The organism is Thermoleptolyngbya sp. M55_K2018_002 (assembly GCF_015295965.1).
GTDB classification, from domain to species: Bacteria; Cyanobacteriota; Cyanobacteriia; order Elainellales; family Elainellaceae; genus Thermoleptolyngbya; species Thermoleptolyngbya sichuanensis.
Map to the genome: position 1 here is coordinate 1 of NZ_DVEA01000012.1, position 12,442 is coordinate 12,442.

Sequence of the window (12,442 nt, forward strand, 5' to 3'; positions counted from 1 at the left end):
AGCGGGAGAGGGACTTCCAATCCGGCTCCCCTTCTCTCGTTTTGGGAGAAGGGGTTGGGGGATGAGGGCAAACTTGCATAGCTGGGATGCGCCCAAGCAGCGGGGCTTTGCCTGGAATCTGTCTTCATCGGCAAGCCTCAAATTCAGTGAATTAATAAGTGAATTAAGTGGCAGGGGTTCACGACTAAGATTCATGGCGGATATTGTTTCAGTCTCACGGACAGAGCTAGCCAATCGGCGCAAGCGGCTGCGGCAACAGCGGCGCTGGCGGGCGTTGCAGGGAATCTGGCGGCTGTCGATGGTAATGGGCATGGCGGGCGGTGCGGTGTGGCTGCTGAGGCATCCTGCCTGGGTTATCGCGTCGCCCCAGCAGGTAGAGGTGGAAGGGAATCGGCTGCTGTCGGACGATACGGTGAAGTCGATGCTGGAGATTGACTATCCCAAAGCGCTGTGGCAGCTTAGCTCCGAGGCGATCGCCCGCCAGCTAGAGTCCCAGGGCATTATTGCTCAGGCATCGGTGACGCGCCACCTGTTTCCGCCCAGCCTGACGCTTGCCGTGCAGGAGCGCGATCCCGTGGCGATCGCCGTTCTGGCACACCCTATCGCCGGAAACGAGACTGCGATCCCCAATGATTCCACCGCGAACACCCCCAGCCCTCCGCCCACCACTGGGCTGCTGGATGCCACTGGTTTCCTCGTGCCGATGGATGAATACACCGCGCTAGAGGCGGGGCTAACGCTGCCTACGTTGCGGGTCATCGGCTTTCGCGCTGAACAGCAGCCGGAATGGGCCAGCTTCTATCGAGATTTGAGCCAGCACCAGCAGCAGACCCCAGGGGCGATCGCCATTCAGGAAATCAACTGGAGCAACCCCTCCAACCTCATCCTCACCACCGAACTGGGATCGGTTCACCTGGGCGGCTACAGTTCTCGCTTTCCGGCCCAACTCCGCGCCCTCGACCAGCTTCGACAACTGCCCACCAAGCTCGATCTCAGCCAGGTCGTCTATATTGATCTGCAAAATCCCGACAAGCCCCTCATCCAAACGCGAGACATGCGCCTCCCCGGCACGTCATCATCCAATCCCGACGAGGAGGCTGGCTGGGATCAAGAGACTGGGGACGGGGCAAACGCTGAGACAGGACGCTTGACCGATCCGACCAGTCCTGATGCGATTTCCGATCCGGCGATCGCCCCACCCGCCGCTTGGTAGAGCCAGCGCCCCGCCCCCGTCGGTTCAAATCGGCACAACGCTGTCACCCAAGAACTTTCGTTTGTTTTCCAATCAAGTTGCACTATATTTAGTTAGAATTAGACCTCACATTCCTCCCTGAGAAATCGTCTAGAAATCTCTTGGATCACGCTAATGGATCACGCTAATAGAACGCCGATAGCGATTGGCTCTGATTTCCACTGGGTTTGAGCGTTCGACTGGTTTGGGTTTCCACCATGAATAATCTGGGTGTTCTGCGATCGCTCTCGAATGACCAGAGCCACTGCTCATAGACCCACTCCCAGTCCCGGTCACTTGGATCGTGTCCAAGTTGATAGTTCAAATCGACCGTTCCAGTGAACCGTTCCAATTGACCGTTCCAGTGAACCGTTCAAACTAAATGTCCAAATCCGCCGAGCCTGAGGCTGCATCAGGCATTTCCGCTTCTCCGTAGCCTCTTTGCGTTAGCGAACGTTAGAGAATTGCCATCAAAGTGGAATTTGGGGATGTGGATGCGGACTGCGCGTGTAGTATTGATGTAAATATAATGCCTGGGCTTTCCTGCCTGGTTAACGAATTAAGCCACTTTTTTGACCAATGAATAATGCGAACCCTTTTGCCAATGCAGGCGCGAACTCTGGGCTTCATCTAAACCAGAGCCACGACACGAAACCGTCCCTCTCAGACGACTCTGGATATAGCGACATCGTGCCGAGCAGCCTGGCCCGGATTAAGGTCATTGGCGTAGGGGGAGGCGGCTGCAACGCGATTAACCGCATGATTGCCAGCCAAGTCTCTGGAGTCGAGTTTTGGTCGGTCAACACGGATGCTCAGGCGTTGACCAATGCCGCCACGCCGAACCGCCTCCAGGTTGGCAAGAAGCTGACCCGTGGGCTGGGGGCAGGCGGGCACCCGCCAGTGGGCGAAAAGGCTGCCGAAGAATCGCGGGATGAAATCGCCACCGCGCTGGAAGGCGCTGACCTCGTATTTATCACCGCAGGCATGGGCGGCGGCACGGGCACGGGTGCGGCTCCCATCGTGGCAGAAGTCGCGAAGGAAGTCGGCGCTCTGACGGTCGGCGTAGTGACTCGCCCCTTTACCTTTGAGGGCAAGCGCCGCACCTCCCAGGCAGAAGAGGGCATCGGGGCGCTGCAAAGCCGGGTAGACACGCTCATCGTCATCCCCAACGACAAGCTTTTAACCGTCATCTCGGCCGAAACGCCTGTACAAGATGCCTTTCGTGTAGCAGACGACATCCTGCGCCAAGGCGTTCAGGGCATTTCCGACATCATCACCATTCCCGGTTTAGTGAATGTGGACTTTGCAGACGTGCGGGCAGTGATGGCCGATGCAGGGTCCGCCCTGATGGGCATCGGCATTGGCACGGGCAAGTCGCGGGCACGGGAAGCGGCCACTGCCGCCATTTCGTCGCCGCTGCTGGAGTCTTCTATTGATGGCGCACGGGGCGTGGTGTTCAATATTCGCGGCGGCTCTGACCTGACGCTGCATGAGGTGAATGCGGCGGCCGAAATCATCTATGAAGCGGTTGATCCCAATGCCAACATCATCTTTGGCGCGGTGATTGACGATCGCCTCCAGGGAGAAGTTCAGATTACGGTTATCGCGACGGGCTTTGCGCCAGGGGAAGTGGCGGCATTGCAGTCTAGCCGGGTGGCTCCGCTCAAGCGCACGGTCACTGCTCCACCCATCGGCACGATGCCCACCGCGCCTTCCGCCGATCCGCGCCTGCGACCGGGGCTGGATATTCCCGAATTTCTACAGCGTCGCCGTCCGCCGACCCGCTAGGTTTTTGGGGTTCATTTTTGGGTTCACTCATTTTTGGGTTTACTCAATGGACTGTTCTTGGAGCGATCGCCAGCCTGCCTGCCAGAGCGATCGCTCCTTAAGCTGTTTTGCGTTAATCCAAAACCGCACGCTGGGATCACATGATGCCACCATTTCAGCGAATATCCACTCGCCTTCATTCTTGCGGTTGACCACCTGAAAATGTCGCCAACCCCAGGTGGTTTGCAGCGAAGTCCACTTAGACCCTACTAAATGGGGAAACTTTTGCTTTTTGGGCATAGCCACCTCCTATGTCGATTCTCGATTTTGGATTTGCGATTTTGAATTGCCCGTCGAGCGTCTACAGGCTTCCAGTAATTTTATTCGCCGCTTTACTTGTCGCTTTACTTGTCGCTTTACCCGCTGCTTCCCCTCGGAGAATGCACCTCACCCCCCAAGCAGCCGTCTAAAGCAGTCTAAAGCAATTGTGTGGCGCAATTTCTGTGAAAAAACGTTGATATGATAATCCAGATTGCAGACTTGCATCCCTTTCGATTCGGCCGATGAAATCAAGCAAGCCGATCGGGAATACTCTGTTTCGGAGCTTTTTGAACCATCGATCACGCTCTTTCTGCTGATCTCTTAGCTGCTCTTTTAACTGTAAAGCGCCTGTACCCTGCTGCCAGCATTGCATCTGACCGATGAGCCAAACCTACACCAAGGCGCTGCGATCGCCCCATCTTCCGTAAGCTCCCTCTTCCGTAAATACCTGAAAGTCAAAACTAAAAGCCAGACCAAGCCTCAGATCGCCAGGATTGCCAATCCAAAATCGCCAATCCAAAATCCAAAATCGATACCACTCTAACCCCCAACCCCCCATGTCCCTGACCCTCCGCGTTTACGTCCCCTCCCATCCGCTCATCAAGCACTGGCTCTCGGTTGCCCGCGACGAATCTACGCCTACGGTTCTGTTTCGTAGCGCTATGACCGAGTTGGGGCGCTGGCTAACCTACGAAGCCACCCGCGACTGGCTGCCCACCACTGAAAGCGAAGTGCAAACCCCTCTGGCTCCCTGCCCTGCTACATTTATTGACCCAGAGGTGCCGATTGTGGTGGTGCCGATTTTGCGGGCGGGTCTGGCGCTGCTGGATGGGGCGCAGGCGCTGCTGCCGCTGGCCTCGATTTATCATGTGGGGCTGGTGCGAAATGAGGAAACCCTGGAGGCCAGTTGCTATCTGAACAAGCTGCCAGAACAGATGCCGCCGGGGACGCGGGTGCTGGTGACAGACCCGATGCTGGCTACGGGTGGCTCCAGTCATTCGCTGCTGAAGCTGCTGGTGGAGCGGGGGGTTGACCCGTCGCTGATTCGGATTGTGGCGGTGGTGGCGGCTCCCCAAGCCCTGCAACTGCTGGGGGCAGACTTCCCGGCGCTGTCAATTTTCACGGCGGCCATTGACGAAGGGCTGAACGATCGGGGCTACATTGTGCCGGGGCTGGGCGATGCAGGCGATCGCACGTTTGGCACTTGAGGACGGGCACTTGAGACGGGGCACTTGAGACGGGGCACTTGAGACGGGGACTTGAGAAACCCACTGAGCAATCACACGCCCACGAATCGACTTAACGGTAGACTAAAGGGTATCTGAAATAACCGCTCGTGGCGATCGCGGAGAGAAAGGGTATGAGTCAGCAAGATAACTTCTTTGGCGGGTTTTGGGTCGGCGCAATTGTGGGCGGCGTAGTGGGCGGCGTGCTGGGTGTGCTGGTTGCCCCCCGCCTCTCGCGGCAAGACTCGCTAGAGAGCAAAAAGGGAGACCGGCATTTGCCCCTGTCTGAGCAAAACAGCGAGGACTCTCGTCGGGGGCTAGAGGACAAAATTGCCCAACTCAACGACGCGATCGATGACGTGCGCCAGCAGTTGGGCGGGGTGAACGGCGGCAACCGGGTCGAAGGGATGGAACGGGTGCGGGGCGATCGCCCTTACTAGCCCCCTTGGAAAGCTTGTGAAAAGCCCCTCTCTGAAAGGCCCATCTCTGAAAAGCCCCCTCAAAGCCTCATTCAAACTAGCCTCATCCTGTAGAAATCCTGGAAGTCGTTAAGCGCCCGCTGGCTTCCAGGTCGTGTAGGTTAAACTGAGTGTTAAATGAGTTTAGTTCGCCATTATTCATCCAAACGCCCATGAGTGGTTCTACTATGCTGGTTGCCCAGTCCCTCTCCACCTTCATCTCGATCTACACGACAATCCTGATCATCCGCATCCTGCTTACCTGGTTTCCCAGTGTCAACTGGTATAGCCAGCCCTTCGCCGCCCTCAGCCAAATCACCGACCCCTACCTCAACATCTTTCGTCGCGTGATTCCGCCGCTGGGGGGCTTCGATTTTTCGCCGATCTTGGCAATTTTTCTCCTGCAATTTTTGGGACGCTTTCTAGAAAGCGCCGCCTATGCTGCCTTCTAAGCCTTCTAAGCCTTCTAAACGGTGACCCAAGCGGCTATCGGCGGACAGTCCCGGCAAATCCTGCTGCCTTGAACTGCTCCAGCTTTAGCGGCGTGGGCTGGTTTTCGGACACGCTGATGCGGAGTTCAAAATCGCTAACACCGGGCGGAACTTCGTCGATCGATCCCAGTCGAGTCCGGTTTTGCATCACCGGATTATCGTTGGCATCGTAAATACGACCAAAAATGTCGGCGTTGTAGATGTCCTTGTTGGTTGGATTTTCGGCTTTGCCCGTAATGATGTAGCAACTCGCGGGCATACTCGTGCCGCCAGGGGTGACAGCGCCTTCGCCCAATTCTTCTGGGCAGACTTGATAGGACAGGTCAAATAATCGAATCTGTACGAGCGCTAGGGCTGTGGGTGCGTAGAACCAGGGGGCGATCGCCATACAGACTGCCAGGAAAATGACGAAAACGCGCTGAAGGCGGAAGTTAAACCAGTTCATCATTGCAAGGAGTAGCGTAGACAGTAGCAGAGTCCAGGTCGAAATCTGGGGAGTAGTCATGGAAAAATGGCTACCCTCAGCGTACCTGAATCTGGGGGCACAGGGGGTTAGCCAGCCTATTTTTCTAGATGACTTCGCAGATGACTCCACAGATGTAGTGGCATAATGCAAAGTTAACTTGCAGAGTTAACGGTTGCGAAGCAGAGTGAACCGCGCATGACCCCTGCCGAGATTGAAGCTGCTTTGAGGGTCGCTTTCGATGCCTGTGATGCCGAAGGCTATCCTCTGAGTTTGGAACAGCAGAGCCTGTTGTTGCAGCTTGTAGCGCAACAGTTAGAAAACGGAGAGGCGTGGTCTACGTCCTACTCCGCTGTCTCTGATAGGGACAAGCCAGAGGATAGCCTGAACAATCCGCTGGATGCGCTCACGATAGATCAGCGGCGGGCGTTTTTGGACTATGTGCAGGAAGCTCAAGCGAGCGGGCGATCGTGGAAGGCGCAGTTGCTTAATGACTGGCTGCGGGGAAATGATTCTGGCCCGGTGCAGTTTGTCCGCGATCAGTTTGGGCTGAATTGGTTAGAACAGGTGCGTCCTGTGCATCTGGCGGCCTATGCAGAGGCAGCGTTGCGGCTGAAGGTGGGCGATCGCATCGAAGTGGCGAATAGCCTCTGGGAATGGGTGCAAGATGACGGCCCGTGCAGCCGCGAGTGGTTTCCCTGTACCGTCATCTCCGTTAATGAACCAGCCCCGCGAGAATCCGCCAATAGCGAATCTGCCAGCAGCCAATCTGCCAGCAGTGAACCAGAACCCACAGGCATGTCAGAGGCTTCCGAAACCCGACAGGCAAGCTGCTGCGTCCGATTTGACAACGGCATGGAATACGAAATTCAGGGTATTTATGAGTGGAATCGCTATAACTGGCGCTGGGCTGGGGAAGAATCTCGGTTCTGAGCAGGTTTGACGAAAATCCCGCCTATTCTCCTGTTTTAAGGCGTTCCTGTTATGGAAAATCTAAAAGATTTTTGAAGCCTAAGTGGGTATTATTCTCAATAAGCAGGTTTTCTTGCAAATACTCGATTTATTGTGTATTCTTCTCAATAAAGCAACCTTATTGAAAAGGTGCCTATGACTGCCTACACTGCGACCTCACTAAAGGCTGAACTTAACGAGCGGGGCTGGCGCTTGACCCCTCAGCGCGAGACGATCCTGACAATCTTTCAGAACTTGCCCAAGGGCAATCATCTCAGCGCTGAGGACTTGTATAACCTGTTGAACGAGGAGGGGCATCATATTAGCCTCTCGACGATTTATCGCACGCTTAAGCTGATGGCCCGCATGGGCATTCTGCGGGAGCTAGAGCTGGCCGAGGGCCATAAGCACTACGAAATCAACCAGCCCGCGCCCTATCACCACCATCACCTGATCTGCGTCCGCTGCAACAAGACGATTGAGTTCAAGAACGATTCAATCCTGAAAACGGGCAGCCGCACCGCTCAGAAAGAAGGGTATCACCTGCTCGACTGCCAGCTTATTATTCATGCTGTTTGCCCAACCTGTCAGCGATCGCTCCTTCCGATTTAGTTTCTTCTTCGATTTGGTTCAGGGCGGACTGATCTGCCAGTTTTGACAAATTCTGCTACGGCTCTCCTGCTTTAGCTCTCGTAAAAGCCAAAAAGCCCAGAGTTGAAAGACTCCGGGCTTTCTTGTTAATGGCTATCGGCGCGACAGATCAGGCTAGAGATTGGATGAAATCTCAGGAGCCTTGAGCAACGCCTGCTTTGAAAGCGTCGCGGTTTCTTTCTCAGCAGCGGCGATCGCAAAGGATTCCTGAAGCTGGGCCGTCACCTGCTCGGTCGTAGAATCATACATCTGCGTAATCAGCTTGGGATAGAACCCGATGCCAATAATCGGGATCAGCAGCGACGCAATGATAAAGACTTCGCGAGGTTCGGCATCCACCAGCACCTCATGCTCCACGAGTTCCTGGTTTTCTGGGCCATAGAAAATCTCCCGCAGCATAGACAGAAGGTAGATCGGTGTCAGGATTACGCCCACCGCCATTAGCGTAATCACGATAATTTTGAACGTCTGGTCATAGGCATCGCTGGTCGCAAAGCCCACAAATACCATCAGTTCTGCGACGAATCCGCTCATTCCCGGCAGGGCCAGCGAGGCCATCGAGCAGGCTGTAAACATGGCGAAGATCTTGGGCATTTTTTTGCCTACGCCGCCCATCTCGTCCAGGATGAGGGTGTGTGTCCGGTCATAGGTTGCGCCCACCAAGAAGAACAGGCTGGCTCCAATTAGCCCGTGGGACACCATTTGCAGCATGGCTCCGCTCAGTCCCAGGTTGGTAAAGGAGGCCAAGCCAATTAGCACGAAGCCCATGTGGGAAATCGAGGAGTAGGCAATTTTTCGCTTCAGGTTTCGCTGGGCAAAGGAGGTCAGCGCGGCGTAGATAATATTAACCACGCCCAAAATTACCAGAATCGGCGCAAAGCGGACGTGGGCATCCGGCAGCATCTGCACATTCATCCGCAGCAGCGCGTAGCCGCCCATTTTTAGCAGAATGCCCGCCAGCAGCATGTGAACCGGAGCCGTTGCCTCGCCGTGGGCATCGGGCAGCCAGGTATGTAGCGGGAAAATCGGCAGCTTGACGGCGTAGGCGATCAGGAAGCCTGCGTAGACCAAAAGCTGGAACTTCAGCGGGAAGTCCTTATCCATGAGCGATCGCATGTCAAAGGTGACCGTATCGCCATAGAATGCCATCGCCAGCGCCGCCACCAGGATGAACAGCGACCCACCCGCCGTATACAGAATGAACTTAGTGGCTGCGTAGAGCCGCTTCTTGCCGCCCCAAATAGACAGCAGCAAGTACACCGGGATTAGCTCCAGTTCCCACACCAGGAAGAACAGCAGCATATCCTGCACAGCAAACACCGCAATCTGTCCGCCGTACATCGCCAGCATCAGAAAGTAAAACAGGCGCGGCTTCAGCGTTACGGGCCAGGATGCCAGAATCGCCAGCGTGGTGATAAAGCTGGTCAGCAAAATTAGCGGCATCGAGAGTCCGTCTGCCCCCACTGACCAGCGCAGGTCTAGCGAAGATACCCAGGAATAGCTCTCGACCAGTTGCAAGTCAGAGCGGCTGAAGTCGTATTGGGTATAGAAGGCGTAGACCGTCAGCGCAAAGTCGATCAGTCCGATGATTAGAGCGTACCAGCGGACGGTTTTTCCGTCTTTATCGGGAAGAACTGGGATCGCCAGTGATGCAAGGACAGGCAATAGGATGATGGTTGTTAGCCAGGGAAATTCAGCAGTATTCATGTAGAAATTTAGATTTCAAACGTTCGGAGCAGGGTTTTGAGTAAGTTTTCTGGAAAAAATCTGAAAGAATCTGAAAGGATTAGCTTTTAACTTGCAATCTCGCTTGCAACCCAACTGCGATTAATGATCGAAGATTGAACGGTTCACTCAAGTAACTTGGGCGGCTCACTCAGGCGGCAGATTTCCCAAAAAGGGACAAGGCAGAAGCGGAGAGCGATCGCCCCCCGCCCTGTGTCCACTTTAGGTAATCCCGGAAACCAGCACTAGCCCCAGCACCGCGCCAAAGACGATCAGCGCGTAGAACTGCACCCTGCCGCTTTCCAGATACTTCAGCGCTTCGCCCGTGACCAGCGTGACAAAGCCCGTCAGGTTTACCAGCCCATCCACAATTCTCACGTCCACTTCTAGCACTTGCCGGGCCAGACGACGGCTGCCCTGCACGAATACAGCGTTGTAGATGTCGTCGATGTACCACTTATTGAGTGAAAGCTGATAGAGCGGCTGGATCTTGTCGGCGATCGCCGCTGGGTCGATTTTCTTGAGCAGGTACATGGCCGTCGCTAGGGCAATGCCGCCGAGGGCGATCGCCACTGAGCTACCGCCCATCGTCAAAAATTCGCCCCAGTCCACTGCCTCGGCTTCGTGGATCACCTCACCAGGCGCATGGATGAATTCCTCGAAGTAATTCTTGAACGGCGTGCCCACCAGCCCGATCAGCATCGACGGGATGGCCAGCACCATCAGCGGCAGCGTCATCGTAATTGGCGACTCGTGCGGCTCGCTGGCGTGGTGTCCGTGGTCGTCGTGGGCCTCGTGATCTTCGGCAGGAGTCTCCGCCGTTAGCTCCAGTGGGTTCATTGCACCGGGGCCAAAAGCCAGACCCAGCTTTTGAAGCTGCTCGTTCTTTAGCTTGCGCTTGATCTCCGTGCTAGTGCCACGAAACTCGCCCTCAAAGGTGCTGAAGTACATGCGGAACATATAGAACGCTGTGATCCCCGCCGTGAGAAATCCAACGGCCCACAGGGCGGGGTTTGCACGGAAGGTTGCTCCCAGAATTTCGTCCTTTGACCAGAAGCCAGCCAACGGGGGAATTCCGGCGATCGCCAGCGTGCCGATCAAGAAGGTCGTGGCGGTGATTGGCATATACTTCCGCAGACCGCCCATCAGCCGCATATCCTGCGCCAGCACTGGGTCGTGTCCTACCACCCCCTCCATGCCGTGGATCACAGAACCAGAACCGAGGAACAGCATTGCTTTGAAGTAGGCGTGGGTCATCAGGTGAAAGAGTCCGGCTGTGTAGGCTCCCACGCCCATGCCCATGACCATATAGCCAAGCTGAGACATCGTGGAATAAGCCAGACCCTTCTTGATATCGTTTTGCGTGATGGCGATGCTGGCTCCTAAAAATGCCGTGACTGCGCCCGTATAGGCAATCACGTTCATGGCGGTGGGGATATGCTCAAATACGGGGAACATGCGAGCAATCAGGAAGACACCCGCCGCCACCATCGTTGCTGCGTGGATGAGTGCCGAAATGGGGGTGGGGCCTTCCATCGCGTCTGGCAGCCAAACGTGCAGCGGAAACTGGGCCGACTTTGCCACCGGGCCAAGGAACACCAGCACCGCAAATAGCGCTGCGATCGCCCCACTGAGCGCACCCGACTGAACGAGATCCTGGAGGCGATCGCCAATTACCTCAAACTCAAAGCTGCCTGTCGCCCAGTACAAGCCCAGTATCCCCAGCAGCAGCCCAAAGTCGCCCACCCGGTTGGTCACAAACGCCTTCTGGCAGGCATCGGCAGCCGCTTTACGGTCATACCAGAAGCCGATCAGCAGGTAGGAACACATCCCCACCAGCTCCCAGAAGATGTAAATCTGCACCAAGTTCGGGCTAATCACCAGCCCCAGCATCGACGAGCTAAACAAACTGAGGTAGGCGTAGAACCGGACGTAGCCCGGATCATGAGCCATATAGCCATCGGTGTAGATCATCACCAAAAAGGCCACCGTCGTCACAATCACCAGCATCAGCGCCGTCAGGTGATCAACGATATAGCCCATCGATAGGTGAAAATCGCCCGCCGATGCCCACTCAATTGAGCGTTCGTAGGTCGGATGTCCTTGAATCTGGCTCCACAGCAGCGCAAAGGAGATAACCATTGCAGTGCCCGTCAGCGAGACAATAAACACCGAGCTGGGCTTGCGAAACTGTTTGGCGAAACCGCTGGAAGAAATTAGACCCAGCCCCAAAATCATCGCCCCTGCCAGGGGCAACACTGGGATCAGCCAGGCATATGCGTAGAGGGATTCCATGATGAAGCCTACTTCAAGCTTTTTTTCAAATCGGGCAAAACCGCTTACATTTTGACACAGACTGGCGGAGTAGAGGTGTTTCTGAAGGTTTTGTCAAGAATGGGGCTGTGATGGTGTCAGACGCGATTCCTCACCCAATTCCGGGTGAGCCACCTGACTCCGCATCTTCTACTGCATTCGGTCATGGCTAATCTCTTCAGACAATTAATCTCTCGGATAATCTGTCGGATCACCCGTTAGAACTCACCTGTCAGAACCTAATCGTCATAGATCACATACTGCCCCATTCTTCCCTGTATTGTTCGACACGCTATTAAAATTTCTCCCGTTTTTATTCGACGGTCGCACGACTTGATGAAGACTGGCTGAAACCTTGCTACAGGAAACTCAGAATTGCAGGCGATACAGCGCATTAGGGCAAATTTACAGGTTGGCATGGAATTTTAGGGGCGATCGCCCGTCTGCACGCGCTCAGGCTTCGTTAAATTTCCTCAAAGGATGCTGGAAGATCGGGGTGAACTAGGGTTAAAGTAGCGGAAACTCACTATACTTGGTGCGGAATATTTGGTGCGGATATATTTTTCCATTGCGTCTGGTAAATGCATTCGGCTAGATGGGTCTGAGTCTTCTAAATAAGCTCAGTATTCGGTGCTTCTACCCGTTTTGTGCGGGAGTTTTAATGAGAACTGTACTGCTCGGAGGCAGGTTTCTCTGAGGTAGGACGGTTGTAGGACTGGAGCGATCTTGGAGTTGTTGTGTTCTTGGCAACCGACAGCTCTATGGGTGATCGCCTGTGTTGACCTGGCGATTTCTTCAGGTCACGGCGCGTCTGAAGTAATCTATTGCGTGCAAGATTGTGTGCG

11 protein-coding genes are annotated in these 12,442 nt (G+C 55.1%); 7 read left to right on the forward strand and 4 right to left on the reverse strand.

The genetic code is table 11. The features are described from left to right. The first annotated feature begins 193 nt into the window (after nucleotides 1-193). Nucleotides 194-1,213 carry an FtsQ-type POTRA domain-containing protein gene (locus IGS51_RS00400; protein ID WP_297074802.1) on the forward strand — a complete coding sequence of 340 codons (1,020 nt, stop codon included), beginning with the start codon at nucleotides 194-196 and terminating at the stop codon, nucleotides 1,211-1,213. A gap of 597 nt (nucleotides 1,214-1,810) precedes the next feature. Continuing rightward, entirely contained in the window at nucleotides 1,811-3,019 is a 1,209-nt protein-coding gene (gene ftsZ / locus IGS51_RS00405) for a cell division protein FtsZ (RefSeq protein WP_297074803.1), read from the forward strand. A gap of 39 nt (nucleotides 3,020-3,058) precedes the next feature. Here the strand turns inward: ftsZ and IGS51_RS00410 are convergent, their stop codons facing one another. After that, entirely contained in the window at nucleotides 3,059-3,298 is a 240-nt protein-coding gene (locus tag IGS51_RS00410) for a TIGR02450 family Trp-rich protein (RefSeq protein WP_297074805.1), read from the reverse strand. A 578-nt stretch (nucleotides 3,299-3,876) separates the two neighbouring features. Between IGS51_RS00410 and upp the strand changes: the two genes are divergently transcribed. From upp to IGS51_RS00425, 3 genes are all read left to right on the forward strand, one after another. Continuing rightward, nucleotides 3,877-4,527, forward strand: coding sequence for a uracil phosphoribosyltransferase (upp, locus tag IGS51_RS00415; protein WP_297074806.1), 651 nt, complete (start codon nucleotides 3,877-3,879; stop codon nucleotides 4,525-4,527). 152 nt (nucleotides 4,528-4,679) lie between these two features. Then, nucleotides 4,680-4,985 carry a hypothetical protein gene (locus IGS51_RS00420; protein ID WP_068510187.1) on the forward strand — a complete coding sequence of 102 codons (306 nt, stop codon included), beginning with the start codon at nucleotides 4,680-4,682 and terminating at the stop codon, nucleotides 4,983-4,985. Between the two features lie 191 nt (nucleotides 4,986-5,176). Continuing rightward, nucleotides 5,177-5,455 (forward strand): YggT family protein, encoded by a 279-nt coding sequence (locus tag IGS51_RS00425; RefSeq protein ID WP_084782466.1) that lies wholly within the window; start codon nucleotides 5,177-5,179, stop codon nucleotides 5,453-5,455. Between the two features lie 34 nt (nucleotides 5,456-5,489). On the opposite strand, the gene IGS51_RS00430 is transcribed toward IGS51_RS00425, so the two are convergent. Continuing rightward, nucleotides 5,490-5,882, reverse strand: coding sequence for a hypothetical protein (locus IGS51_RS00430; protein WP_172359115.1), 393 nt, complete (start codon nucleotides 5,880-5,882; stop codon nucleotides 5,490-5,492). A gap of 273 nt (nucleotides 5,883-6,155) precedes the next feature. Here IGS51_RS00430 and IGS51_RS00435 point away from each other — a divergent pair, with 273 nt between their 5' ends. Then, the gene (locus IGS51_RS00435) at nucleotides 6,156-6,890 is read left to right on the forward strand and encodes a hypothetical protein (protein WP_297074807.1); all 735 of its coding nucleotides are present in this window, start codon (nucleotides 6,156-6,158) and stop codon (nucleotides 6,888-6,890) included. 174 nt (nucleotides 6,891-7,064) lie between these two features. Beyond that, nucleotides 7,065-7,520 (forward strand): Fur family transcriptional regulator, encoded by a 456-nt coding sequence (locus tag IGS51_RS00440; RefSeq protein WP_172358542.1) that lies wholly within the window; start codon nucleotides 7,065-7,067, stop codon nucleotides 7,518-7,520. A 153-nt stretch (nucleotides 7,521-7,673) separates the two neighbouring features. Here the strand turns inward: IGS51_RS00440 and ndhD1 are convergent, their stop codons facing one another. Then, nucleotides 7,674-9,266: a photosynthetic/respiratory NAD(P)H-quinone oxidoreductase subunit D1 gene (gene ndhD1, locus IGS51_RS00445; RefSeq protein WP_316791716.1), complete on the reverse strand. Its 1,593-nt coding sequence runs from the start codon at nucleotides 9,264-9,266 to the stop codon at nucleotides 7,674-7,676. 240 nt (nucleotides 9,267-9,506) lie between these two features. After that, on the reverse strand, nucleotides 9,507-11,579 hold the full coding sequence (locus IGS51_RS00450) for an NAD(P)H-quinone oxidoreductase subunit 5 (protein WP_297074809.1): 2,073 nt from the start codon (nucleotides 11,577-11,579) through the stop codon (nucleotides 9,507-9,509). Between the last annotated feature and the right edge of the window lie 863 nt (nucleotides 11,580-12,442).